At 71.1% G+C, this 24,642-nt stretch carries 22 protein-coding genes; 20 read left to right on the top strand and 2 right to left on the bottom strand.

Annotated features, from left to right (window positions below; all coding sequences use genetic code 11):
- Positions 1–113: 113 nt before the first annotated feature.
- The 4 genes from Q4V64_RS09145 (at position 114) to nusB (ending at position 3,325) form a co-directional block, all read left to right on the top strand.
- Positions 114–986, top strand: coding sequence for a Pro-rich N-terminal domain-containing protein (locus Q4V64_RS09145; RefSeq protein WP_124443793.1), 873 nt, complete (start codon positions 114–116; stop codon positions 984–986).
- 181 nt (positions 987–1,167) lie between these two features.
- The gene (locus Q4V64_RS09140; protein ID WP_124443794.1) at positions 1,168–2,271 is read left to right on the top strand and encodes an aminopeptidase P family protein; all 1,104 of its coding nucleotides are present in this window, start codon (positions 1,168–1,170) and stop codon (positions 2,269–2,271) included.
- A gap of 50 nt (positions 2,272–2,321) precedes the next feature.
- Entirely contained in the window at positions 2,322–2,888 is a 567-nt protein-coding gene (efp, locus tag Q4V64_RS09135) for an elongation factor P (protein ID WP_124443795.1), read from the top strand.
- A 2-nt stretch (positions 2,889–2,890) separates the two neighbouring features.
- A complete protein-coding gene (gene nusB, locus Q4V64_RS09130; protein WP_124443796.1) occupies positions 2,891–3,325 on the top strand; it encodes a transcription antitermination factor NusB in 435 nt (144 codons plus the stop codon).
- 198 nt (positions 3,326–3,523) lie between these two features.
- On the opposite strand, the gene bldD is transcribed toward nusB, so the two are convergent.
- Positions 3,524–4,027 carry a transcriptional regulator BldD gene (bldD, locus tag Q4V64_RS09125; RefSeq protein ID WP_095754441.1) on the bottom strand — a complete coding sequence of 168 codons (504 nt, stop codon included), beginning with the start codon at positions 4,025–4,027 and terminating at the stop codon, positions 3,524–3,526.
- Between the two features lie 254 nt (positions 4,028–4,281).
- Here bldD and pyrR point away from each other — a divergent pair, with 254 nt between their 5' ends.
- The 14 genes from pyrR (at position 4,282) to Q4V64_RS09055 (ending at position 21,083) form a co-directional block, all read left to right on the top strand.
- A complete protein-coding gene (gene pyrR, locus Q4V64_RS09120; RefSeq protein WP_124443797.1) occupies positions 4,282–4,905 on the top strand; it encodes a bifunctional pyr operon transcriptional regulator/uracil phosphoribosyltransferase PyrR in 624 nt (207 codons plus the stop codon).
- 91 nt (positions 4,906–4,996) lie between these two features.
- Positions 4,997–5,974, top strand: a complete 978-nt coding sequence (locus Q4V64_RS09115; protein WP_124443798.1) for an aspartate carbamoyltransferase catalytic subunit — start codon at positions 4,997–4,999, stop codon at positions 5,972–5,974.
- Positions 5,975–5,979: 5 nt separating this feature from the next.
- Positions 5,980–7,266, top strand: coding sequence for a dihydroorotase (locus Q4V64_RS09110; RefSeq protein WP_124443799.1), 1,287 nt, complete (start codon positions 5,980–5,982; stop codon positions 7,264–7,266).
- Positions 7,263–7,856 carry a hypothetical protein gene (locus Q4V64_RS09105; RefSeq protein WP_124443800.1) on the top strand — a complete coding sequence of 198 codons (594 nt, stop codon included), beginning with the start codon at positions 7,263–7,265 and terminating at the stop codon, positions 7,854–7,856. Before Q4V64_RS09110 ends, Q4V64_RS09105 begins: the two co-directional genes overlap by 4 nt.
- A complete protein-coding gene (gene carA, locus Q4V64_RS09100; RefSeq protein WP_124443801.1) occupies positions 7,853–9,010 on the top strand; it encodes a glutamine-hydrolyzing carbamoyl-phosphate synthase small subunit in 1,158 nt (385 codons plus the stop codon). The genes Q4V64_RS09105 and carA overlap by 4 nt, the downstream gene beginning before the upstream one ends.
- Positions 9,003–12,311 carry a carbamoyl-phosphate synthase large subunit gene (gene carB / locus Q4V64_RS09095; protein ID WP_124443802.1) on the top strand — a complete coding sequence of 1,103 codons (3,309 nt, stop codon included), beginning with the start codon at positions 9,003–9,005 and terminating at the stop codon, positions 12,309–12,311. The genes carA and carB overlap by 8 nt, the downstream gene beginning before the upstream one ends.
- A 52-nt stretch (positions 12,312–12,363) precedes the next feature.
- Positions 12,364–13,470: a quinone-dependent dihydroorotate dehydrogenase gene (locus Q4V64_RS09090; protein WP_124443803.1), complete on the top strand. Its 1,107-nt coding sequence runs from the start codon at positions 12,364–12,366 to the stop codon at positions 13,468–13,470.
- Complete coding sequence (gene pyrF, locus Q4V64_RS09085) at positions 13,467–14,306, top strand: orotidine-5'-phosphate decarboxylase (RefSeq protein ID WP_124443804.1); 840 nt, start codon at positions 13,467–13,469, stop codon at positions 14,304–14,306. Before Q4V64_RS09090 ends, pyrF begins: the two co-directional genes overlap by 4 nt.
- Before the next feature lie 277 nt (positions 14,307–14,583).
- Positions 14,584–14,907, top strand: coding sequence for an integration host factor (locus Q4V64_RS09080; RefSeq protein WP_003977346.1), 324 nt, complete (start codon positions 14,584–14,586; stop codon positions 14,905–14,907).
- A 59-nt stretch (positions 14,908–14,966) separates the two neighbouring features.
- Positions 14,967–15,524 (top strand): guanylate kinase, encoded by a 558-nt coding sequence (gene gmk / locus Q4V64_RS09075; protein ID WP_124443805.1) that lies wholly within the window; start codon positions 14,967–14,969, stop codon positions 15,522–15,524.
- Between the two features lie 53 nt (positions 15,525–15,577).
- A complete protein-coding gene (gene rpoZ / locus Q4V64_RS09070) occupies positions 15,578–15,850 on the top strand; it encodes a DNA-directed RNA polymerase subunit omega (RefSeq protein ID WP_003988945.1) in 273 nt (90 codons plus the stop codon).
- A 121-nt stretch (positions 15,851–15,971) separates the two neighbouring features.
- Positions 15,972–17,174 carry a bifunctional phosphopantothenoylcysteine decarboxylase/phosphopantothenate--cysteine ligase CoaBC gene (coaBC, locus tag Q4V64_RS09065; RefSeq protein ID WP_124443806.1) on the top strand — a complete coding sequence of 401 codons (1,203 nt, stop codon included), beginning with the start codon at positions 15,972–15,974 and terminating at the stop codon, positions 17,172–17,174.
- A gap of 239 nt (positions 17,175–17,413) precedes the next feature.
- Positions 17,414–18,622, top strand: coding sequence for a methionine adenosyltransferase (metK, locus tag Q4V64_RS09060; RefSeq protein ID WP_124443807.1), 1,209 nt, complete (start codon positions 17,414–17,416; stop codon positions 18,620–18,622).
- Positions 18,623–18,929: 307 nt separating this feature from the next.
- Positions 18,930–21,083: a primosomal protein N' gene (locus Q4V64_RS09055; RefSeq protein ID WP_124443808.1), complete on the top strand. Its 2,154-nt coding sequence runs from the start codon at positions 18,930–18,932 to the stop codon at positions 21,081–21,083.
- 250 nt (positions 21,084–21,333) lie between these two features.
- Here Q4V64_RS09055 and Q4V64_RS09050 read toward each other — a convergent pair whose 3' ends face one another.
- Entirely contained in the window at positions 21,334–21,876 is a 543-nt protein-coding gene (locus Q4V64_RS09050) for a hypothetical protein (protein WP_124443809.1), read from the bottom strand.
- Between the two features lie 326 nt (positions 21,877–22,202).
- On the opposite strand from Q4V64_RS09050, the gene fmt reads away from it, so the two are divergent.
- Both fmt and Q4V64_RS09040 read left to right on the top strand, forming a co-directional pair.
- A complete protein-coding gene (gene fmt, locus Q4V64_RS09045; RefSeq protein ID WP_124443810.1) occupies positions 22,203–23,135 on the top strand; it encodes a methionyl-tRNA formyltransferase in 933 nt (310 codons plus the stop codon).
- Positions 23,136–23,197: 62 nt separating this feature from the next.
- Positions 23,198–24,607: a transcription antitermination factor NusB gene (locus Q4V64_RS09040; RefSeq protein ID WP_124443811.1), complete on the top strand. Its 1,410-nt coding sequence runs from the start codon at positions 23,198–23,200 to the stop codon at positions 24,605–24,607.
- Positions 24,608–24,642 lie beyond the last annotated feature (35 nt).

Below are 24,642 nucleotides of genomic sequence, written 5' to 3'. Positions count from 1 at the left end.
GGACCGCCCCCGGCCGTTGCACCAAACGACGACCAGGGGCGGTACCGTTCGGTAGCAAGCGGGTCCGTCCCGCTGTCAGCGCCCATCGCTTGTACGAGACGGAGTGGCACCGGATGCAGCACGCAGTGGGTTCTCCGCTGCCGCCGCCCCATCAGCCGGGGCACGGACCGGCCACCGGCTGGTCGCCGGCCGCACACCACCCGGGTCCGCACCCCCCGGGCGCACACCAGGGTCCCGCCCCCGTGCCGCCCCCTCCGCCGTCGCCCGCCCCGGGCTTCACCGGAGCGCCCTCGGCACCCGTGCCGCCCACGCCGCAGCACGCCCCGGTGCCGTCGGCGCCGGACACCACGGGTCATGTGCCACTGCCGCCCGGCGGCCCTGTCGCCATGCCCAGCGCACCGCCCGCCACGAGCGCCGCCGACCCGGCGGCCACGACCCTCGCGGTGCTGCTCATCGGCCCGGCGGGAGCCGGCAAGACCAGCGTCGCCAAGTACTGGGCGGACCACCGCCGGGTCCCCACCGCGCACATCAGCCTGGACGACGTACGCGAATGGGTCCGCTCGGGCTTCGCCGACCCGCAGTCCGGGTGGAACGACCATTCCGAGGCGCAGTACCGTCTCGCCCGCCGCACCTGCGGCTTCGCCGCGCGCAACTTCCTGGCCAACGGCATCTCGTGCATCCTCGACGACGCCGTCTTCCCCGACCGGCCGGTCGTCGGCCTCGGCGGCTGGAAGCGGCACGTCGGCCCCGGCCTCCTGCCGGTCGTCCTCCTGCCCGGCCTGGAGATCGTCCTGGAGCGCAACGCCGAACGCACGGGCAACCGCCGCCTCACCGACGAGGAGGTCGCCCGCATCCACGGCCGCATGGCCGGCTGGTACGGCTCGGGCCTCCCGATCATCGACAACTCCCAGCTCGACGTACCGCAGACGGCCCAGGTCCTGGACGACGTACTGGCAAGGTCGATCGCAAGCCCGCCGAACTGGTAGACGCAGGGGACTGCGCCGACCTGTAAGGGGCGCCCGGCTGTATCAATGTGCGGCTCCGCCGTGCAGGCGCGACCGCCCCCGCGGCCATCACTCGGTACCCAACCGTGAGTCCCCCGATCGGCGCCCGCCCACTCGGCCCTCTCAACCGGCGCCAACCCCGCGCAGCTCATACGCTCGGCTCATGTCAGAGGTGTACGCAGCTCGCCGAACCCGCCTACGGGAACGCTGCAAAGCCAGCGGCAGCGCGGCCGCGCTCGTCTCCCGTCCCGCCAACGTCCGCTACCTCGCGGGCGCCGCCCCGCACGGCGCCGTGCTGCTGCTCGGCGAAACCGAGGACATACTGCTGTGCCCCGGCCCGCCGGACGACCCCGCGGAAGGCCGACCCGACGAGGCACTGCACGTGCAGAGCCTGCCGGGCGCCGGCGGCGACCCCGCCGTCGCGGCGGCCGGCCTCGCGGCGGCGCAGGGCGGCGACTCCCTCGCCGTCGAGGAGCACCACCTCACGGTCGCCCGGCACCGCGCCATCCGCTCGGTCGTACCGCGGCTGCGCCTGGCCGACCTGGGCGGCGCTGTCGAGCAGCTGAGAGTGGTGAAGGACGAGGAGGAGATCTCCTGCCTCAGGATCGGCGCCGAGATCGCCGACCAGGCACTGGGCGAACTGCTCGAATCGATCCTCGTCGGCCGTACCGAACGCCACCTCGCCCTCGAGATCGAGCGCCGCCTCGTCGACCACGGCGCCGACGGCCCCGCCTTCGCGACCTCCGTCGCCACCGGCCCGAACGCGGGCCGACGCGGACACCGGCCCACCGACCGCCGGGTGGAGGAGGGCGATTTCCTGTCCGTCTGCCTCGGCGCGACCTACCGCGGCTACCGGTGCGAGATCGGCCGTACCTTCGTCATCGGTACCTCCCCCGCGGACTGGCAGATCGAGCTGTACGACCTCGTCTTCGCCGCTCAGCGGGCCGGCCGGGAGAGCCTGGCACCCGGCGCCGCCTACCGTGATGTGGACCGTGCCGCACGCCAGGTGCTGGACTCCGCGGGGTACGCGGAGCGCCTTCCGGCCCTGACGGGGCACGGGGTGGGACTCGAAATCGATGAGGACCCGCAGTTGGCTCCCTCGGCCATGGGTAAACTGGACGCTTGCGTGCCGGTCACCGTCGAACCGGGGGTCCACCTCCCGGGCCGGGGCGGCGTCCGGATCGATGACACGCTCGTCGTCCGCCCCGAGGCGGACGGCGGACCCGAGCTACTCACCATCACGACCAAGGAGCTGCTCGCGCTTTAGCCCGCGCGTGCCCCGGGGTCGTCCACGTCAGTCCAGGAGATTCCGCAACCGTGGCTTCCACGAACGACCTCAAGAACGGCATGGTGCTCAAGCTCGACGGCGGCCAGCTCTGGTCCGTTGTCGAGTTCCAGCACGTCAAGCCCGGCAAGGGCCCGGCCTTCGTGCGCACCAAGCTCAAGAACGTGCTCTCCGGCAAGGTCGTCGACAAGACGTTCAACGCCGGCGTCAAGGTCGAAACGGCCACCGTCGACAAGCGCGACATGCAGTTCTCCTACATGGACGGCGAGTACTTCGTCTTCATGGACATGGAGACCTACGACCAGCTCATGGTCGACCGGAAGGCCGTCGGCGACGCCGCCAACTTCCTCGTCGAGGGCTTCACGGCCACGGTCGCGCAGCACGAGGGCGAGGTGCTCTTCGTCGAGCTGCCGGCCGCCGTCGAGCTGACCGTCCAGGAGACCGAGCCCGGCGTCCAGGGCGACCGCTCCACCGGTGGCACCAAGCCCGCCACCCTGGAGACCGGCCACCAGATCAACGTGCCGCTCTTCATCACCACCGGTGAGAAGATCAAGGTAGACACCCGCACGAGCGACTACCTCGGCCGGGTGAACAGCTAACCGTGGCTGCCCGCAACACGGCCCGCAAGCGCGCCTTCCAGATCCTCTTCGAGGGCGACCAGCGCGACGCGGACGTCCTGACGGTCCTCGCGGACTGGATCCGGCTCTCCCGGACCGACACCCGGCAGCCGCCGGTGAGCGAGTACACGATGCAGCTGGTCGAGGGCTACGCGGGACATGCGAAGCGCATCGACGAGCTGCTCGCGCAGTACTCGGTCGGCTGGACGCTCGACCGGATGCCGGTCGTCGACCGCAACATCCTGCGCCTCGGCGCCTACGAGCTGATCTGGGCGGACGAGACGCCGGACGCCGTCGTGCTCGACGAGATGGTGCAGCTGGCGAAGGAGTTCTCCACGGACGAGTCGCCGTCGTTCGTCAACGGTCTGCTCGGCCGGCTCAAGGACCTGAAGCCTTCACTGCGCCGGGACGAGGCGTAGGAGAGGCGCACGAGGCAGAAACGCACGAGGCAAAAACGCCCAAGGGCCCGCAGCGAGACCGCCGCGGGCCCTTGGGCGTTCCCGTACGTCCTCGGCCCTGAAGGCGCGCAGAAAGCCGCCGGGGTGGCCGGAACGGTGAAGTTCCGGCCACCCCGGCGGCACGTTTCTGCTGAGGTAGGGGCGGGTGAGGAGAGGGGCTCAGCCCTCTTCGTGGGACGCCACCGCACGGCGCGCGTCCGCGTCGAGCACGCCCCAGCTGATCAGCTGCTCGGTGAGGACCGAGGGCGACTGGTCGTAGATGACGGCGAGTGTGCGCAGGTCGTCCTGGCGGATCGAGAGCACCTTGCCGTTGTAGTCACCGCGCTGGGACTGGATCGTGGCCGCATACCGCTGGAGGGGGCCCGCCTTCTCGGCCGGGACGTGGGCCAGCCGCTCCAGGTCCAGGACCAGCTTCGGCGGCGGCTCCGCGGCGCCGCCCGGCGTGGTGCCCGGCAGCAGCTCCTGCACCGGAACGCCGTAGAAATCCGCCAGCTCGGCGAGGCGCTGCACGGTCACGGCACGGTCACCGCGCTCGTACGAACCGACCACCACGGCCTTCCAGCGCCCCTGGGACTTCTCCTCGACACCGTGGAGGGAAAGGCCCTGCTGGGTGCGGATGGCCCGGAGCTTGGCCCCGAGCTGTTTGGCGTATTCGCTGGACATATAGCTCCCCGGACACTGTGTCGACGCGACTGGCTTGGTTTCCAGGCCGCGCGGCTGGTAACTCACTGTGAGGTTACGCAGCGTTACTCTGCTGCGTCAAGCCGAATGGTCCGCACCGACTCTTCCGTGGTATCGGAGACCGATTGGGCCGAGGGGGTGATCAGGGGCGTCCCGCGGGCCTGCTACCGTGGATGGCGCAAATCCGACGTCCTTTAAGGTCCGTCCCGTGAGGCGGAGAAGGAGGTCCGTTTCGTATGGACAAGCAAGACGAGCAGGACAGGCAGGACAACGAGCCGGGCAAGCGGCAGGACGCGCAAGCGTCCGACGCGCGGCCCGTTCTCGAAGGCCCCGACATCGCGCGGGTCCTGACCCGCATCGCCCACGAGATCGTCGAACGTGCCAAGGGCGCCGACGACGTCGTGCTCCTCGGCATCCCGACCCGCGGCGTCTTCCTCGCCCAGCGGCTCGCGGCCAAGCTGGAGCAGATCACCGAACGCACGGTCCCGGTCGGCTCGCTCGACATCACCATGTACCGCGACGACCTGCGCATGCAGCCGCCGCGCGCGCTGGCCCGCACGGACATCCCCGGCGACGGCATCGACGGCCGCCTCGTCGTCCTCGTCGACGACGTGCTGTTCTCCGGCCGCACCATCCGTGCCGCCCTCGACGCCCTGAACGACATCGGGCGCCCCCGCGCGGTCCAGCTCGCGGTCCTCGTCGACCGCGGCCACCGCGAACTGCCCATCCGCGCCGACTACGTCGGCAAGAACCTCCCCACGTCGCTGCGGGAGACGGTCAAGGTCCAGCTCGCCGAGGAGGACGGTCGCGACACCGTGCTGCTCGGCGCGAAGCAGACCGCTCCGGGCGCGCAGCACTAGCACGCAGGGCGTACGTCACTGCCGTATGCCCTGCTCATGCGACCCCGCCTGCCCGAATTCTCCTTGTGAACTGCCTTACGGAGCCTGACAGATGCAGCGTCATCTCATCTCGGCCGCCGACCTCACCCGCGACGACGCCGTCCTGATCCTCGACACCGCCGAGGAGATGGCCCGGGTCGCCGACCGGCCGATCAAGAAGCTGCCGACCCTGCGCGGCCGCACCGTGGTCAACCTCTTCTTCGAGGACTCGACCCGCACCCGGATCTCCTTCGAGGCCGCCGAGAAGCGGCTGTCCGCGGACGTCATCAACTTCTCCGCCAAGGGATCCAGCGTGTCCAAGGGCGAGTCCCTGAAGGACACCGCCCAGACCCTGGAGGCCATGGGTGTCGACGCCGTGGTCATCAGGCACGGCGCCTCCGGAGCCCCGTACCGACTGGCCAACTCGGGCTGGATCGACGCGGCCGTCATCAACGCCGGCGACGGCACCCACCAGCACCCCACCCAGGCCCTGCTCGACGCGTTCACCATGCGCCGCCGTCTGGTCGGCCGGGACGCCGGGATCGGGCAGGACCTGGCCGGCAAGCGCGTCACGATCGTCGGCGACGTCCTGCACAGCCGGGTCGCCCGCTCCAACGTCGATCTGCTGCACACCCTCGGCGCCGAGGTCACCCTCGTCGCCCCGCCCACCCTGCTGCCGGTCGGCATCGGGTCGTGGCCCTGCGAGGTGTCGTACGACCTCGACAGCACGCTTTCCAAGTCCGACGCGGTGATGATGCTGCGCGTCCAGCGTGAGCGCATGAACGCCGCCTTCTTCCCGACCGAGCGCGAGTACGCGCGGCGCTACGGCCTCGACGGCGACCGCATGGCCCGGATGCCCGAGCACGCCATCGTGATGCACCCGGGCCCGATGGTCCGCGGCATGGAGATCACCGCCCAGGTCGCCGACTCCGAGCGCTGCACCGCGATCGAGCAGGTCGCCAACGGAGTCTCCATCCGGATGGCCGTGCTCTACCTGCTCCTGGGCGGCAACGAACCCGCCGTCACCCACACTCGTACCGAGGAGAAGTAAGACAGATGACCAAGATCCTGATCCGTGGTGCGAAGGTGCTCGGCGGCGAGCCGCAGGATGTCCTCATCGACGGGGAGGTCATCGAGGCCGTCGGTACCGGGCTTTCGGATGACGGCGCACAGGTCGTCGAGGCCGGCGGCAAGGTGCTCCTGCCGGGGCTCGTCGATCTGCACACCCATCTGCGCGAGCCCGGCCGCGAGGACTCCGAGACCGTCCTGACCGGTACCCGGGCGGCCGCGAGCGGCGGCTACACCGCCGTGTTCGCCATGGCCAACACCTTCCCCGTCGCCGACACCGCCGGTGTGGTCGAGCAGGTCTACCGGCTCGGTCAGGAGCACGGTTACTGCGATGTGCAGCCCATCGGCGCCGTCACCGTCGGCCTGGAGGGCAAGAAGCTCGCCGAGCTGGGTGCCATGTACGAGTCGGCGGCCGGGGTCACCGTCTTCTCCGACGACGGCAAGTGCGTCGACGACGCCGTGATGATGCGGCGGGCGCTGGAATACGTGAAGGCCTTCGGCGGTGTCGTCGCCCAGCACGCGCAGGAGCCGCGGCTGACCGAGGGCGCCCAGATGAACGAGGGCATCGTCTCCGCCGAGCTGGGTCTCGGCGGCTGGCCCGCGGTGGCCGAAGAATCGATCATCGCCCGGGATGTCCTGCTCGCCGAGCACGTCGGCTCCCGCGTCCACATCTGCCACCTGTCGACCGCCGGCTCCGTCGAGATCGTGCGCTGGGCGAAGTCCCGCGGCATCGACGTCACCGCCGAGGTCACCCCGCACCACCTCCTCCTCACCGACGAGCTGGTGCGGACGTACAACCCGGTCTTCAAGGTCAACCCGCCGCTGCGCACCGAGCGTGATGTGCTCGCCCTGCGCGAGGCGCTCGCCGACGGCACGATCGACATCGTCGCCACCGACCACGCCCCGCACCCGCACGAGGACAAGGACTGCGAGTGGGCCGCCGCCGCCATGGGCATGGTCGGCCTGGAGACCGCCCTGTCGGTCGTGCAGGAGACGATGGTGGACACCGGACTCCTCGACTGGGCGGGTGTCGCCGACCGCATGTCCTTCAAGCCGGCACGGATCGGCCGGGCGAAGGGCCACGGCCGCTCCGTCTCGGCCGGTGAGCCCGCCAACCTCACGCTCGTCGACACGGCATACCGTGGTGCAGTGGACCCCGCGGTCTTCGCCTCGCGCAGCCGCAACACCCCGTACCAGGGGCGCGAGCTGCCGGGCCGTGTCACGCACACGTGGCTCCGGGGCAAGGCCACGCTCGTCGACGGGAAGCTCACGTGACACCTGCAACTCTGCTCGCCGCCGGACTCGCGACCGGACTCGCGGCCGAAGAGAAGTCGGCAGAAGTGACCGACTGGGCCGCCCGTATCGGCTGGCTCGTCGGGCTCGCCCTCTTCGTCGCGCTCGTCTACTGGCTGATGCGCGAGGGCTGGAAGTGGCGCGGCACGCTCCAGGGCGACCTCCCTGAGCTGCCCACCGTGCCGGATGAGCCAGGTGACGCCAGACTGACGATGAGCGGCCGCTACCACGGCTCCACCACCGCCGGGCAGTGGCTGGACCGCATCGTGGCCCACGGCCTGGGCACCCGCAGCCGGGTCGAGCTCACGCTGACGGACGCGGGACTGGACGTCGTACGCCCCGGCGCGACCGACTTCTTCGTCCCCACCGCCGCTCTGCGCGAGGCCCGGCTCGACAAGGGCATCGCCGGCAAGGTCCTCACCGAGGGCGGGCTCCTCGTGGTGACCTGGGCGCACGGCGAGCGGCTGATCGACTCCGGGTTCCGCTCCGACCACGCGGCCGAGCACAACGAGTGGGTCGACGTCATTAACTCCATGATCAAAACAACCACCACGGAAGGCGCCGAACGATGACGACCTCCACCAGGGGATCCGCGAAGATCCCCGCCGTACTCGTCCTGGAGGACGGCCGGATCTTCCGCGGCCGTGCCTACGGGGCCGTGGGGGCGACCTTCGGCGAGGCCGTGTTCTCCACCGGCATGACCGGCTACCAGGAGACCCTCACCGACCCGTCGTACCACCGCCAGGTCGTCGTGATGACCGCCCCGCACGTCGGCAACACCGGCGTCAACGACGAGGACCCCGAGTCGAAGCGGATCTGGGTCTCGGGCTATGTCGTACGCGACCCCGCGCGCGTGCCCTCCAACTGGCGTGCCCGGCGTTCGCTGGACGAGGAGCTGGCCCAGCAGGGCGTCGTCGGCATCTCCGGCGTCGACACCCGCGCCCTGACCCGGCATCTGCGCGAGCGCGGCGCCATGCGCGTCGGCATCTTCTCCGGCTCGGCGCTGCCCGACGAGGGCACCATGCTCACCGAGGTGCGCCAGGCTCCCGAGATGAAGGGCGCGAACCTCTCCGCGGAGGTCGCCACCAAGGAGCCGTACGTCGTCCCAGCGATCGGCGAGAAGAAGTTCACGGTCGCCGCCGTCGACCTCGGCATCAAGGGCATGACCCCGCACCGCATGGCCGAGCGCGGCATCGAGGTGCACGTGCTGCCGGCGACGGCGAGCGTCGAGGACGTCTACGCCGTGAACCCCGACGGCGTGTTCTTCTCCAACGGGCCGGGCGACCCGGCCACCGCCGACCACCCGGTCTCCGTCATGCAGGCCGTCCTGGAGCGCGGCACCCCGCTGTTCGGCATCTGCTTCGGCAACCAGATCCTGGGGCGGGCGCTGGGCTTCGGCACGTACAAGCTGAAGTACGGCCACCGCGGCATCAACCAGCCGGTGCAGGACCGTACGACCGGCAAGGTGGAGGTCACCGCGCACAACCACGGCTTCGCCGTCGACGCCCCGCTCGACCAGGTCTCCGAGACGCCCTACGGCCGCGCCGAGGTCTCCCACGTCTGCCTGAACGACAACGTGGTGGAGGGGCTGCAGCTCCTCGACCGCCCCGCCTTCAGCGTCCAGTACCACCCCGAAGCGGCAGCCGGCCCGCACGACGCCGCCTACCTGTTCGACCGCTTCACGTCTTTGATGAGCACAGTCCTGATGGAGGGCCAGCGTGCCTAAGCGCACCGATATCCAGTCCGTCCTGGTCATCGGCTCCGGCCCGATCGTCATCGGCCAGGCAGCCGAGTTCGACTACTCCGGCACGCAGGCGTGCCGGGTCCTGAAGGCCGAGGGCCTCAGGGTGATCCTGGTCAACTCCAACCCGGCGACGATCATGACCGACCCGGAGATCGCCGACGCCACGTACGTCGAGCCGATCACCCCGGAGTTCGTCGAGAAGATCATCGCCAAGGAGCGGCCCGACGCGCTGCTGCCCACCCTGGGCGGTCAGACGGCCCTCAACACGGCGATCTCGCTGCATGAGAACGGCGTGCTGGACAAGTACGGCGTCGAGCTCATCGGTGCCAACGTCGAGGCCATTCACAAGGGCGAGGACCGCGATCAGTTCAAGGAGGTCGTGGAGGCGGTCCGGGAGAAGATCGGGCACGGCGAGTCCGCCCGCTCGTTCATCTGCCACTCGATGGAGGACGTGCTCGCCGGCGTCGAGGAACTCGGCGGCTACCCGGTCGTCGTCCGCCCGTCCTTCACCATGGGCGGCGCCGGTTCCGGCTTCGCGCACGACGAGGAGGAACTGCGCCGCATCGCCGGGCAGGGCCTGACCCTCTCGCCGACCACCGAGGTGCTCCTGGAGGAGTCCATCCTCGGCTGGAAGGAGTACGAGCTGGAGCTGATGCGCGACAAGCACGACAACGTCGTGGTCGTCTGCTCCATCGAGAACTTCGATCCGATGGGCGTGCACACCGGCGACTCGATCACCGTCGCGCCCGCGATGACCCTGACCGACCGCGAGTACCAGATCCTGCGCGACATCGGCATCGCCGTGATCCGCGAGGTCGGCGTCGACACCGGCGGCTGCAACATCCAGTTCGCGGTCGACCCGGACGACGGCCGTGTGATCGTCATCGAGATGAACCCGCGCGTGTCGCGCTCCTCGGCCCTCGCCTCCAAGGCGACCGGCTTCCCGATCGCCAAGATCGCCGCGAAGCTCGCCGTCGGCTACACGCTGGACGAGATCCCGAACGACATCACCGAGCAGACCCCGGCCTCCTTCGAGCCGACCCTCGACTACGTGGTCGTCAAGGCGCCGCGGTTCGCCTTCGAGAAGTTCCCCTCCGCCGACTCCACGCTGACCACGACCATGAAGTCGGTCGGCGAGGCCATGGCGATCGGCCGCAACTTCACCGAGGCGTTCCAGAAGGCGCTGCGCTCGCTGGAGAAGAAGGGCAGCCAGTTCACGTTCGTCGGCGAGCCCGGCGACAAGGGTCTCCTGCTGGCGGAAGCCGTCCGCCCGACCGACGGCCGGATCAACACCGTCATGCAGGCCATCCGCGCCGGTGCCACGCCTCAGGAGGTCTTCGAGTACACGAAGATCGACCCGTGGTTCGTCGACCAGCTCTTCCTGATCAAGGAGATCGCGGACGAACTGGCCGCCGCCGACAAGCTGGACCCGTCGCTCCTGGCGGAGGCCAAGCGGCACGGCTTCTCGGACGTCCAGATCGGCGAGATCCGCGGCCTGCGCGAGGACGTCGTGCGCGAGGTCCGGCACGCGCTGGGCGTACGCCCCGTGTACAAGACCGTCGACACCTGCGCCGCCGAGTTCGCCGCGAAGACGCCGTACTTCTACTCCTCCTACGACGAGGAGAGCGAGGTCGCCGAGCGCGAGAAGCCCGCGGTCATCATCCTGGGCTCCGGTCCGAACCGCATCGGCCAGGGCATCGAGTTCGACTACTCCTGCGTCCACGCCTCCTTCGCGCTCAGCGACGCCGGCTACGAGACCGTGATGGTCAACTGCAACCCGGAGACCGTCTCCACCGACTACGACACCTCCGACCGCCTGTACTTCGAGCCGCTGACGCTGGAGGACGTGCTGGAGATCGTCCACGCGGAGTCGCTGGCCGGGCCGATCGCGGGCGTGATCGTGCAGCTCGGCGGCCAGACCCCGCTGGGCCTCGCGCAGGCGCTGAAGGACAACGGCGTGCCCGTCGTCGGCACGCCCCCCGAGGCGATCCACGCCGCCGAGGACCGCGGCGCCTTCGGGCGGGTCCTGGCCGAGGCGGGCCTCCCGGCGCCCAAGCACGGCACCGCCACCACCTTCGCCGAGGCCAAGGCCATCGCCGACGAGATCGGCTACCCCGTCCTGGTCCGGCCGTCGTACGTCCTCGGCGGCCGCGGCATGGAGATCGTGTACGACGAGACCCGGCTGGAGACGTACATCGCCGAGTCCACCGAGATCAGCCCCTCCCGGCCGGTCCTGGTCGACCGCTTCCTCGACGACGCGATAGAGATCGACGTCGACGCGCTCTACGACGGCGAGGAGCTCTACCTCGGTGGTGTCATGGAGCACATCGAGGAGGCCGGCATCCACTCCGGCGACTCGGCGTGCGCGCTGCCCCCGATCACGCTGGGCGGCTTCGACATCAAGCGGCTGCGGGCATCCACGGAGGCCATCGCCCGCGGAGTCGGGGTGCGCGGCCTGATCAACATCCAGTTCGCGATGGCGGGCGACATCCTCTACGTCCTGGAGGCCAACCCGCGGGCCTCCCGTACCGTGCCCTTCACCTCGAAGGCGACCGCGGTGCCGCTGGCGAAGGCCGCCGCCCGGATCTCCCTGGGCGCGACCATCGCCGGACTGCGGGCCGAGGGGCTGCTCCCGGCGACCGGCGACGGCGGCGAGCTCCCGCTGGACGCGCCGATCTCCGTCAAGGAGGCCGTCATGCCGTGGTCCCGTTTCCGCGACATCCACGGCCGTGGCGTCGACACCGTCCTCGGCCCGGAGATGCGCTCCACCGGCGAAGTCATGGGCATCGACTCGGTCTTCGGCACGGCGTACGCCAAGTCGCAGGCCGGCGCGTACGGTCCGCTGCCGACCAAGGGCCGCGCCTTCATCTCGGTGGCCAACCGCGACAAGCGCTCGATGATCTTCCCGGCGCGTGAACTCGTCGCCCACGGCTTCGAGTTGCTCGCCACCTCGGGCACGGCCGAGGTGCTCAAGCGCAACGGCATCAACGCCACGGTCGTGCGCAAGCAGTCCGAGGGCACCGGTCCCAATGGCGAGAAGACCATCGTCCAGCTCATCCACGACGGCGGGGTCGACCTCATCGTCAACACCCCGTACGGCACCGGCGGCCGCCTCGACGGCTACGACATCCGTACGGCGGCCGTGGCGCGGTCGGTCCCGTGCCTGACGACGGTGCAGGCGCTGGCGGCGGCCGTCCAGGGCATCGACGCCCTCAACCACGGTGACGTGGGCGTCCGTTCGCTCCAGGAACACGCGGAACACCTGACCGCGGCCCGCGACTAGCAGCTCTGAGGGGGACACCGGAAGGTGTCCCCCTCTTCGTGAGGACACAGAGATGTACAAACTCTTCTTCCGTCTGGTTTTCACCCGGATGGACCCCGAGGAGGCCCATTACCTGGCCTTCCGCTGGATCCGGCTCGCCGTCAGGATCCCCGTCCTGCGGACGTTCGTCGCCGCCGTTCTCGCACCCCGCCACAAGGAGCTGCGAACCGAGGCGTTCGGGCTGCGGATGCACGGGCCGTTCGGGCTCGCCGCCGGCTTCGACAAGAACGCCGTCGCCGTCGACGGCATGTCGATGCTCGGCTTCGACCACATCGAGATCGGCACCGTCACGGGGGAGCCGCAGCCCGGCAACCCCAAGAAGCGGCTGTTCCGGCTCGTGAAGGACCGGGCGCTGATCAACCGCATGGGCTTCAACAACGAGGGCTCACTGGCCGTCGCCGCCCGCCTGGCCTCGCGTGAGCCGGTCTTCAGGACCGTCGTGGGCGTGAACATCGGCAAGACCAAGGTCGTCCCGGAGGCCGAGGCCGTCGTCGACTACGTGAAGTCGACCGAGCGGCTGGCGCCGTACGCCGACTACCTCGTCGTGAACGTCTCGTCGCCGAACACGCCGGGTCTGCGCAATCTGCAGGCCACCGAGGTGCTGCGGCCGCTGCTCAGGGGCGTCCGCGAGGCCGCCGACCGCACGGTGACCGACCGCCGTGTCCCGCTGCTCGTGAAGATCGCGCCGGACCTCGCCGACGAGGACATCGACGCGGTGGCGGATCTGGCCGTCGAGCTCGGCCTGGACGGGATCATCGCCACCAACACGACCATCGCGCGCGAGGAGCTCGGTCTGACATCCGAACCCTCACTGGTCAAGGAGACCGGCGGCCTGTCCGGCGCGCCGCTGAAGGAACGCTCCCTTCAGGTGCTGCGGCGCCTCTACGCGCGCGTGGGCGACCGGATCACCCTGGTCGGCGTCGGGGGCGTCGAGAACGCCGAGGACGCCTGGCAGCGCATCCTGGCGGGCGCCACCCTGGTCCAGGGCTACAGCGCGTTCGTCTACGAGGGGCCGTTCTGGGCACGCGCCATCCACAAGGGGCTCGCCGCACGCCTTCGTACGAGCCCGTACGCCACCCTTGCCGACGCGGTCGGCGCCGACGTGAGGAAGACGGCATGACAGAGCCCTTCGGCGCCCGCCTGCGCCGCGCCATGGACGAGCGCGGCCCCCTCTGCGTCGGCATCGACCCGCACGCGTCCCTGCTCGGCGAGTGGGGCCTGGGTGACGACGTCACCGGCCTGGAGCGGTTCAGCCGGACCGTGGTCGAGGCGCTGGCCGACCGGGTCGCCGTCCTCAAGCCGCAGAGCGCGTTCTTCGAGCGCTTCGGGTCGCGGGGCGTGGCCGTCCTGGAGAAGTCGGTCGAGGAGGCGCGGGCGGCCGGTGCGCTGGTCGTGATGGACGCCAAGCGGGGCGACATCGGCTCGACCATGGCGGCGTACGCCGAGTCCTACCTCCTGAAGGACGCCCCGCTGTTCTCGGACGCCCTGACCGTCTCGCCGTATCTCGGCTACGGGTCCCTCTCGCCCGCGGTGGCGCTCGCGCGGGAGAACGGCGCGGGGCTGTTCGTGCTGGCGCTGACCTCCAACCCGGAGGGCGGCGAGGTCCAGCACGCCGTACGGGCCGACGGGCGCACGGTCGGCGCGACCATGCTGGCCCACTTGGCCGCCGAGAACGCGGGGGAGGAGCCCCTGGGCTCCTTCGGGGCGGTCGTGGGCGCCACGCTCGGCGATCTGTCGTCGTACGACCTGGACATCAACGGACCGCTGCTGGCCCCCGGCATCGGCGCCCAGGGGGCGACGCCCGCGGATCTTCCCGGGGTGTTCGGTGCGGCCGTGCGCAATGTCGTCCCGAACGTCAGCCGGAGTGTTTTGCGTCACGGTCCCGATGGGAGCGCGTTGCGGGCCGCCGCGGACCGCTTCGCGGAGGAGATCCGGGCCGCGGTGGCCGCCGCGTGAGCGGTTCCAGGTGCTGGTACGAGACCTCCGATGAGTGGTTCGCAGGCGACTTGAGTCTGGATACATCCTCAAATCCGGGGCAGAATGTCTGAAATGTCTGGCCTGGCGGAGGCTGACCAGGACTTTTCCGCTGTTCTCGCTGACTCTGGCGGACTTGGCCGCTAGTCTCCGACGAGAGTGAACGGGCAAGCGTGTTGCTCGTAGCTCCCCAGGTGTGGGGCGACTAGGTTCCTCACCGGTCCGTATCCGACAGTTCGACATCCGAGGTGACGTAGGCGTGGCTCTTCCGCCCCTTACCCCTGAACAGCGCGCAGCCGCGCTCGAAAAGGCCGCCGCGGCTCGCCGGGAGCGGGCCGAGGTCAAGAATCGACTCAAGCACTCCGGCGCCTCCCTGCATGAGGTCATCAAGCAGGGCCAGGAGAACGACGTCATCGGCAAGATGAAGGTCTCCGCGCTGCTCGAGTCCCTGCCGGGCGTGGGCAAGGTCCGCGCCAAGCAGATCATGGAGCGACTCGGCATCTCCGAGAGCCGCCGCGTACGCGGCCTCGGTTCCAACCAGATCGCTTCCCTGGAGCGTGAGTTCGGCAGCACCGGCTCCTGAGTCCGGGCACTCCGGACAGGGAGTCCCGGGCACTCCGGGATTGCTGGAATAATCGCTGCATGAGTGAACGTCCGCGGCTGACCGTGCTCTCCGGCCCCTCCGGGGTCGGCAAGAGCACGGTCGTCGCTCATATGCGCAAGGAACACCCCGAGGTCTGGCTCTCGGTGTCGGCGACGACCCGCAAGCCCCGCCCCGGCGAGAAGCACGGCGTCCAGTACTTCTTCGTCACCGACGAGGAGATGGACAAGCTGATCGCCAACGGTGAGCTGCTGGAGTGGGCCGAGTTCGCCGGCAATCGCTACGGCACGCCGCGTGCGGCCGTGCTGGAGCGGCTGGAGGCGGGTGAGCCCGTCCTCCTGGAGATCGACCTCCAGGGTGCCCGGCAGGTCCGCGAGTCCATGGCGGACGCTCAGCTGGTGTTCCTGGCTCCTCCCTCCTGGGAGGAGCTCGTGCGCAGACTCACCGGGCGGGGCACCGAGCCGCCCGAGGTGATCGAGTGCCGTCTTGAGGCGGCGAAGGTCGAACTGGCCGCCGAGCCGGAGTTCGACGTGACCTTGGTCAACACCTCCGTCGAGGATGTAGCGCGTGAGCTGCTAGCCTTGATGGATGTTGTGTGATCACGAGTGATGTGATCACGACCGATCTTTTCCCATCCATCGGAAGGTAGAGCGTGTCCTCTTCCATCTCCGCGCCCGAGGGCATCATCAACCCGCCGATCGACGAGCTCCTCGAGGCCACCGACTCGAAGTACAGCCTCGTGATCTACGCGGCCAAGCGGGCCCGCCAGATCAACGCGTACTACTCGCAGCTCGGCGAGGGCCTCCTCGAGTACGTCGGTCCGCTCGTCGACACCCACGTCCACGAGAAGCCGCTCTCCATCGCCCTGCGCGAGATCAACGCGGGGCTGCTGACGTCCGAGGCCGTTGAGGGCCCCGCGCAGTAGTATTTTCGGTTTGCAGTTGGCTTTTCCACAGGCCCGGCAGCGCGACTGCCGGGCCTGTGGTGTGTAGTGGAGTCGTACGCCGGGAGCCGCGGCGTACGTTTCCGAGGCGCGGGGAGAGACGGTGGACAAGCCGAAGGTCGTCCTGGGGGTCAGCGGTGGCATCGCCGCGTACAAGGCCTGTGAGCTGCTGCGCAGACTGACGGAGTCGGGCCACGACGTCCGCGTCGTCCCCACCGCCTCCGCCCTGCACTTCGTCGGCGCCGCCACCTGGTCCGCCCTCTCCGGCAACCCGGTCTCCACCGAGGTGTGGGACGACGTCCACGAGGTCCCGCACGTCCGCATCGGCCAGCACGCCGACCTGGTGATCGTGGCCCCGGCCACCGCGGACACGCTCGCGAAGGCCGCTCACGGCCTCGCCGACGACCTCCTCACCAACACCCTGCTCACCGCCCGCTGCCCCGTCGTCTTCGCCCCCGCCATGCACACGGAGATGTGGGAACACCCGGCCACCCAGGAGAACGTGGCCACGCTGCGCCGCCGCGGCGCCGTCGTCATCGAGCCGGCCGTCGGCCGTCTCACCGGCGTCGACACGGGCAAGGGCCGGCTGCCCGAGCCGGCCGAGATCTTCGAGGTCTGCCGCCGCGTCCTGGCGCGCGGCGTCACCGAGCCGGATCTCAAGGGCCGGCACGTCGTCGTCAGCGCCGGCGGCACCCGCGAGCCCCTCGACCCCGTCCGCTTCCTCGGCAACCGCTCCTCCGGCAAACAGGGCTACGCCCTCGCCCGCACCGCCGCCGCGCGGGGCGCCCGGGTCACGCTGATCGCGGCGAACCCCGGCCTGCCGGACCCGGCCGGCGTGGACGTCGTCCCGGTGGGGACGGCCGTGCAGCTGCGCGAGGCGGTCCTGAAGGCCGCCGCGGACGCCGACGCGGTCGTGATGGCCGCCGCGGTCGCCGACTTCCGCCCGGCCACCTACGCGTCCGGGAAGATCAAGAAACAGGACGGCCAGGACCCGGACCCGATCGTCCTCGTACGGAATCCGGACATCCTCGCGGAGATCTCGGCCGACCGCGCGCGCCCGGGGCAAGTGATCGTCGGCTTCGCCGCCGAGACAGACGATGTGCTCGCCAACGGCCGGAAGAAGCTTCGGCGAAAGGGTTGTGACCTGCTTGTGGTGAATGAAGTGGGGGAGCGCAAGACGTTCGGCTCCGAGGAGAACGAGGCGCTGGTCCTGGGCGCCGACGGCAGCGAGACTCCGGTCCCGCACGGCCCGAAAGAAGCACTGGCCGAAACCGTATGGGACTTGGTGGTGAAACGCCTGAGGTGAATGTTTCCTTCAGCTCAAGGATCGTTCGAGCCACGCAGATTGAGGGTCGGCGGCCCCTGGCCAAGGCCGCTCGGGATTGGGCAGAATGCTGTGCCGCAGGTCACAGCACTCCCGAGTGGCGAGACAGGGAGGCCCGTGGCCGAGCACGACCGATAAACTGTTCTCGGATCACGCCGGGCGCAGCCCCCGGCCCGTCCGCCAATGATCAGCCAGCAGCCGCTGCAACCCCAGGGAGCGTTGTGTCCCGTCGCCTGTTCACCTCTGAGTCCGTGACCGAGGGTCACCCCGACAAGATCGCTGACCAGATCAGCGACACCATTCTCGACGCGCTGCTCAAGGAGGACCCCACCTCCCGCGTCGCCGTAGAGACCCTGATCACGACCGGTCTGGTGCACGTGGCCGGAGAGGTCACCACCAAGACGTACGCGCCCATCGCGCAGCTCGTGCGCGACAAGATCCTGGAGATCGGCTACGACTCCTCGAAGAAGGGCTTCGACGGCGCCTCCTGCGGCGTGTCGGTGTCGATCGGCGCGCAGTCCCCGGACATCGCGCAGGGCGTCGACACCGCGTACGAGTCCCGGGTCGAGGGGGACGAGGACGAGCTGGACCGCCAGGGCGCGGGTGACCAGGGCCTGATGTTCGGTTACGCGACCGACGAGACCCCCACCCTGATGCCGCTGCCGATCTTCCTGGCGCACCGCCTGTCGAAGCGCCTGTCCGAGGTCCGCAAGAACGGCACCATCCCCTACCTGCGCCCCGACGGCAAGACGCAGGTCACCATCGAGTACGACGGCGACAAGGCGGTCCGCCTGGACACGGTCGTGGTCTCCTCGCAGCACGCCAGCGACATCGACCTGGACTCGCTGCTGGCCCCCGACGTCCGCGAGTTCGTTGTCGAGCCGGAGCTCAAGGCCCTCCTCGACGACGGCATCAAGCTGGACACCGAGAGCTACCGCCTCCTGGTCAACCCGACCGGCCGCTTCGAGGTCGGCGGCCCGATGGGTGACGCGGGCCTGACCGGCCGCAAGATCATCATCGACACCTACGGCGGCATGGCCCGCCACGGCGGCGGCGCCTTCTCCGGCAAGGACCCGTCCAAGGTCGACCGCTCCGCCGCCTACGCGATGCGCTGGGTCGCCAAGAACGTCGTCGCCGCGGGCCTCGCCACCCGCTGCGAGGTCCAGGTCGCCTACGCCATCGGCAAGGCCGAGCCGGTCGGTCTGTTCGTCGAGACCTTCGGCACCGCCAAGATCGACACCGACAAGATCGAGAAGGCGATCGACGAGGTCTTCGACCTCCGCCCGGCCGCCATCATCCGCGACCTCGACCTGCTCCGCCCGATCTACGCCCAGACCGCCGCCTACGGCCACTTCGGACGCGAGCTGCCCGAGTTCACGTGGGAGAGGACGGACCGCGTGGAGGCGCTGCGGAAGGCTGCGGGGCTGTAGGGCCCACGCCTCAGCACGACTCGGTTCGAGGCCCGGCTTCCTTGTGGGAGCCGGGCCTCGGCACGTCTTCGGTCACAAATCGCCGGCCGGCCGGACTTGTCCGTTCGTACGCTGTTCGGCGCCGGGCGTCCGGTGCGAAGGTGGCGGATACTTCGGGGCCCGAAAGCCCCCGCGGGTTCGAATCCCGTCGCCCGCCGGGGCTTGTCCCCGGCTGGTGTGGCCGAGTGGCCCAAGGCAGAGTGCGTGCCGCCGCCGGTGGGGAACTCGGGCGCCCTCGGTTGTCAGTGGGGTTTGTAAGAATGCAGGTGTGAGCAGCGAGAACGGGTCGGTGAGCGGTGGGGGCGAGGGGCCGCCGCCCGAGCAGCTCGCGCTCATTCGGGAAAGTGTGCGCAAGGCCAAGGCGCCGAGGGCCAAGCCGCGGACCTGGCGGGGGGCGGCGCTCGCCAAGGAGCTGCCGGTCGCTCGGGTGCTGGTGGACAAGGGTGTGCTGCACCTCGACCGGTACTTCGACTATGCCGTGCCGGAGGAGCTGGATGCCGACGCCCAGCCCGGGGTGCGGGTGCGGGTGCGGTTCGGCGCCGGGCGGCATCGGGTGCGCGAGGGGCGGCGTGAGGGCGGGGGGCTGATCGACGGGTTCCTCGTCGAGCGGCGGGCCGAGAGCGACTACTCCGGGCCGCTGGCCGCGCTCGCCCAGGTCGTGTCGCCCGAGCGGGTGCTGAGTGAGGAACTGCTGGGGCTCACGCGGGCCGTCGCCGACCGGTATGCGGGCAGTCTCGCCGATGTGCTGCAGCTCGCCGTGCCGCCGCGCAACGCACGGGCCGAGCAGCGGCCTTCGCCCGCGCCTCTCCCGCCGCCGGCGGCGCCGGAGCCGGCGTCCTGGGGCCGGTACGACAAGGGGGCGGCGTTTCTCGAGTCGCTCGCCACGGGAGGCGCGCCCAGGGCCGTGTGGAACGCGCTGCCGGGGCCCCGGTGGAGCGAGGAGCTGGCGCGGGCCGTGGCGGCGACGCTGGCGTCGGGGCGCGGCGCGCTGGTCGTCCTGCCGGACGGGCGGGCGGTCGCGCGGGTCGACGCCGCGCTGACGGCCTTGCTGGGGGCGGGACGGCATGCGGTGCTCACCGCGGACGCCGGGCCCGAGAAGCGGTATCGGGAGTGGCTGGCCGTGCGGCGGGGGAGTGTGCGGGCGGTGGTGGGGACCCGGGCCGCCATGTTCGCCCCCGTGCAGGACCTCGGGCTGGTCGCCGTCTGGGACGACGGCGACGACAGCCACAGCGAGCAGCATGCGCCCCAGCCCCATGCGCGCGAGGTGCTGTTGCTGCGGGCCGCGCAGGACAAGTGCGGCTTTCTGCTGGGGAGTTGGAGCTGCACCGTGGAGGCCGCGCAACTCGTGGAGAGCGGGTGGGCCCGTCCCCTCGTCGCCGGGAGGGAGCAGGTGCGGGCCGCCGCTCCGCTGGTGCGGACCGTCGGCGACGGGGACCTCGCGCGCGACGAGGCCGCCCGGGCGGCCCGGCTGCCGACCCTCGCCTGGCAGATCGTCAGGGAAGGGCTGCGACACGGGCCGGTGCTCGTGCAGGTGCCTCGGCGTGGATATGTGCCGCGGATGGCCTGCGCCAACTGCCGGGCGCCGGCGCGCTGTCGGCACTGCTCCGGGCCGCTGGAGGCACAGGAGTCCGGGGCCGCGCTGCGGTGCGGGTGGTGCGGGCACGAGGAGGGAGCCTGGCACTGTCCCGAGTGCGGTGCGTTTCGGTTGCGGGCGCAGGTCGTGGGGGCGCGGCGGACCGCCGAGGAACTGGGGCGCGCGTTTCCGGCCGTTCCGGTGCGGACGTCGGGGCGCGAGCAGGTGCTGGACACCGTGCCCGGCGCGCCCGCACTGGTCGTGAGCACACCGGGCGCCGAACCCGTCGCCGAGGGCGGGTACGCGGCCGCGTTGCTGCTGGACGGCTGGGCCATGCTCGGGCGGCCCGACCTGCGCGCCGGTGAGGACGCGCTGCGGCGGTGGATCGGGGCCGCGGCGCTCGTACGGCCGCAGGGCGCGGGGGGCACGGTCGTGGTCGTCGCCGAGCCCACGTTGCGGTCCGTGCAGGCGCTGGTGCGGTGGGATCCCGTCGGCCATGCGGTGCGGGAGCTCTCCGAGCGGGCCGAGCTGGGGTTTCCGCCGGTGTCGCGGATGGCGGCGGTGTCGGGGACGGCGGAGACGGTCGCCGAGTTCCTGGCGACAGTGGAACTGCCCCACGATGCCGAGGTGTTGGGGCCCGTGCCGTTGCCCGTCACGACAGCCGGGCGCCCGCGACGGGCGGGGGCACCGCCGCCGGGGGAGCGGTGGGAGCGGGCGTTGATCCGGGTGCCGCCGGGGAGCGGTGCGGCGTTGGCGTCCGCGCTGAAGGCCGCACAGGCCGCGCGGATGGCGCGGGGGGGTGCGGAGGCCGCGGTGCGGGTGCGGATTGATCCGCCGGACATTGGCTGAGGGCTGAGGGCTGAGTGGTGTGCGTGGGTGCCTTGGTCGGGGTGGGCTGAGTGGCGGGGTGCCGTGCCGTCTGTGTCCAGCCGCCCGGTGTTGGTGCCGGCCGGGGGTGGGTCGCGCAGCCCGGCGTTAACGGGCGCCTTCTATGGGTCGGGGCCGCCCCAGCGGCACGACTGCCCGCGGTCTGACGGGGCGGGTGGTGGCATGCGTCTGCCCTCCCGGGCGCATTCCGGGAGGGCAGGGGTGAGGTAGGTCAGCCGTTGCGGGGGGTGGGGAAGGCGGTCGGCCTGGCCTCGTCGCGCAGGGACGGGCTGCCTGCCGTCGGCTGGGTCGGCATGGAGCGGGCGGCGGGGACCGTGGGCACCGTCGAGATGCCGGTGCCCACGCCGACCGGGCGGGTGCTCGTCGGCTCCGGGGTCCGCTCGGCCTCGGCCGCCGCCTGGGCCGCGGCACGGCGGGCGCCGTAACGGCGATGGACCGCCTGCTTGGTGACTCCGAGGGCGGAGCCCACCGCGTCCCACGAGAAGCCGAGTGAGCGGTCGAAGTCCACGGCGGCCGTCACCAGGGTCTCGACACTGTCCCGCAGTTCCTGGGCGAGACGGACGGTCGGGGCGGGGGCGCGTCCGTAGACGACGAAGCCCGTGGAAGGGCCGGAGCGGCGCGGGCGGTAGACGTTGCCCAGCTGGGCGGTGAGCGTGCGCAGTGCGTCCACCTGCCGGCGGACCCGCTCGATGTCCCGCACCAGCAAGTGCAGGCTGGCCCGAGCCTGGGCGTCGTGGGTTGCGTGGTCGGCCATGAACAAGCCTCTCGAACCGGCGTTGAAAAGGAGTGGGCCGCGCGATGTGCGGCCCGTTGTGGTCAACTCTTTCTTGACCAACGCGGATTCGCTCCGCGGGTCACGCAGTGGGGGCGTGTGGGCATATGCGTACGCCCCCTGCGCTGGGGGTGTGCGCCTCGGCCTTCGGCCTCGGTTTTCTCTCCCACCCGCGCACCACCCGTTTCCAGTTGGCCGAGAGGCTGGACTCTCCCGTGGGGGTTGTTCGCCGTCGGCGGCTTTCCGTGCGTGGTCATAGACTTGGGGGCCGCCCGCATCAGCCCCGCCCGAGAGGCCCGCACCCACCCATGAAGCTCGTCTTCGCCGGTACCCCCGAGGTCGCCGTTCCCGCTCTGGACGCTCTGCTCGCCTCCGGCCGGCACGAAGTGGCCGCCGTCGTCACGCGGCCCGACGCGCCGGCCGGGCGCGGGCGCAGGCTCGTCGCGTCGCCTGTCGCCGAGCGGGCCGAGGAGGCCGGTATCGAGGTGCTGAAGCCCGCCAAACCGCGGGACCCCGAGTTTCTCGAGCGGCTCCGCGAGATCGCCCCGGACTGCTGCCCCGTCGTCGCCTACGGTGCCCTGCTGCCCCGCGTCGCCCTCGACATCCCCGCCCACGGCTGGGTCAACCTGCACTTCTCCCTCCTGCCCGCCTGGCGGGGGGCCGCGCCCGTGCAGCACGCCATCATGGCCGGCGATGAAATCACGGGGGCCTCGACCTTCCTCATCGAGGAAGGGCTCGACTCCGGGCCCGTCTACGGGACGGTGACCGAGACCATCCGGCCCACCGACACCAGCGGCGACCTGCTGACCCGGCTCGCCTTCGCGGGCGCCGGGCTGCTCGCCGCGACCATGGACGGGATCGAGGACGGCACGCTGAAGGCCGTACCGCAGCCGGCCGAGGGCATCACCGTCGCACCGAAGATCACCGTCGAGGACGCCCAGGTGGACTGGGGCACGCCCGCGCTGCGCGTCGACCGGGTGGTGCGCGGGTGCACCCCGGCGCCGGGCGCCTGGACCACCTTCCGGGGCGAGCGGCTCAAGCTCATCCAGGTCCGGCCCGTGCCCGAGCGGACCGACCTCGCCCCCGGCGCGCTCGCCGTCGGCAAGAACGACGTCCGCGTCGGGACCGGGTCGTACGCCGTCGAGCTGCTGTGGGTGCAGGCCCAGGGCAAGAAGCCGATGAAGGCCGCCGACTGGGCGCGCGGGGCGCGCATCGCGGGCGGCGAGACCCTCGGCGCGTGACGACCGGGCTCACCGACTTACGCTTGGTGCGTATCCACCTCTGAAATCCGGAGCACCTTTTCGTGAGTGACCAGCCCCGTCGGCCCCGCAAGCCCTACCGTCGCCCTCAGAAGGACCCCGTCCGCATCCTCGCTTTCGAGGCCCTGCGGGCGGTGGACGAGCGGGATGCGTACGCCAACCTCGTCCTGCCGCCGCTGCTGCGCAAGGCACGGGAGAAGGGCGACTTCGACGGGCGGGACGCGGCGCTCGCGACCGAGCTGGTGTACGGGACGCTGCGGCGGCAGGGGACGTACGACGCCGTCATCGCCGCGTGCGTCGACCGGCCGCTGCGGGACGTCGACCCGCCGGTGCTCGACGTGCTCAGCCTGGGGGCGCATCAGCTGCTCGGGACGCGGATCCCGACCCATGCCGCCGTGTCCGCCTCCGTCGAACTCGCCCGTGTCGTCCTCGGCGACGGGCGGGCCAAGTTCGTCAACGCCGTGCTGCGGAAGGTCGCCCAGGACGATCTCGACAGCTGGCTCGCAAAGGTCGCGCCGCCCTACGACGACGACCCCGAGGACCATCTCGCCGTCGTGCACTCCCATCCCCGCTGGATCGTCTCCGCCCTGTGGGACTCGCTCGGCGGCGGGCGTGCCGGAATCGAGGAACTGCTGGAGGCCGACAACGAGCGGCCCGAGGTGACCCTGGTCGCCCGGCCCGGACGGGCCACCACCGACGAGCTGCTCCGGGAGGACGCCGCGGTGCCGGGGCGCTGGTCGCCGTACGCCGTACGGCTGGCCGAGGGCGGCGAGCCCGGTGCCGTGGACGCCGTCCGGGAGGGCCGGGCGGGTGTGCAGGACGAGGGCAGCCAGCTGGTCGCGCTCGCGCTGGCCAACGCGCCCCTCGAAGGGCGGGACGAGAAGTGGCTCGACGGGTGTGCCGGGCCCGGCGGCAAGGCCGCGCTGCTCGCCGCCCTGGCGGCCGAGCGCGGGGCCGCGCTGCTCGCCGCCGAGAAGCAGCCGCACCGGGCCGGGCTCGTGGCGAAGGCGCTCGACGGGAACCCGGGGCCTTACCAGGTCATCACCGCCGACGGGACTCGGCCGCCGTGGCGGGCCGGCTCCTTCGACCGCGTGCTGATGGACGTGCCGTGCACGGGTCTGGGCGCCCTGCGGCGGCGGCCCGAGGCCCGGTGGCGCAGGCGTCCCCAGGACCTGGAGGGGTTCGCGCCGTTGCAGCGTGCCCTGCTGCACACGGCGCTGAACGCCGTACGGGTAGGAGGCGTCGTCGGCTACGCCACCTGCTCGCCGCACCTCGCCGAGACCCGGGCCGTCGTGGACGACGTGCTCAAGCAGCGCCCCGAGGCCGAACTCCTCGACGCGCGGCCCCTGTTGCCGGGCCTACCGGACCTCGGCGACGGCCCCGACGTACAGCTGTGGCCGCATCTGCACGGGACCGACGCCATGTATCTGGCGGTCATACGGAGGACCGGCTGACCCGGTCGGAGGGCCGGCCGTCGGGTTCGTCCGCG

Source organism: Streptomyces sp. NL15-2K, from assembly GCF_030551255.1.
In the GTDB taxonomy this organism is placed as follows: Bacteria; Actinomycetota; Actinomycetes; order Streptomycetales; family Streptomycetaceae; genus Streptomyces.
Note: the sequence above shows the minus strand (reverse complement) of the source record. Positions and strands in the feature narration are given on the sequence as shown.

Bases quoted from the DNA above. Each gene is read 5' to 3' on its own strand.
- Q4V64_RS09145 (WP_124443793.1), top strand. From the start codon at position 114: ATGCAGCACGCAGTGGGTTCTCCGCTGCCGCCGCCCCATCAGCCGGGG.
- Q4V64_RS09140 (WP_124443794.1), top strand. From the start codon at position 1,168: ATGTCAGAGGTGTACGCAGCTCGCCGAACCCGCCTACGGGAACGCTGC.
- bldD (WP_095754441.1), bottom strand. From the start codon at position 4,027: ATGTCCAGCGAATACGCCAAACAGCTCGGGGCCAAGCTCCGGGCCATC.
- pyrR (WP_124443797.1), top strand. From the start codon at position 4,282: ATGGACAAGCAAGACGAGCAGGACAGGCAGGACAACGAGCCGGGCAAG.
- Q4V64_RS09115 (WP_124443798.1), top strand. From the start codon at position 4,997: ATGCAGCGTCATCTCATCTCGGCCGCCGACCTCACCCGCGACGACGCC.
- Q4V64_RS09110 (WP_124443799.1), top strand. From the start codon at position 5,980: ATGACCAAGATCCTGATCCGTGGTGCGAAGGTGCTCGGCGGCGAGCCG.
- carA (WP_124443801.1), top strand. From the start codon at position 7,853: ATGACGACCTCCACCAGGGGATCCGCGAAGATCCCCGCCGTACTCGTC.
- Q4V64_RS09090 (WP_124443803.1), top strand. From the start codon at position 12,364: ATGTACAAACTCTTCTTCCGTCTGGTTTTCACCCGGATGGACCCCGAG.
- pyrF (WP_124443804.1), top strand. From the start codon at position 13,467: ATGACAGAGCCCTTCGGCGCCCGCCTGCGCCGCGCCATGGACGAGCGC.
- gmk (WP_124443805.1), top strand. From the start codon at position 14,967: ATGAGTGAACGTCCGCGGCTGACCGTGCTCTCCGGCCCCTCCGGGGTC.
- Q4V64_RS09050 (WP_124443809.1), bottom strand. From the start codon at position 21,876: ATGGCCGACCACGCAACCCACGACGCCCAGGCTCGGGCCAGCCTGCAC.
- fmt (WP_124443810.1), top strand. From the start codon at position 22,203: ATGAAGCTCGTCTTCGCCGGTACCCCCGAGGTCGCCGTTCCCGCTCTG.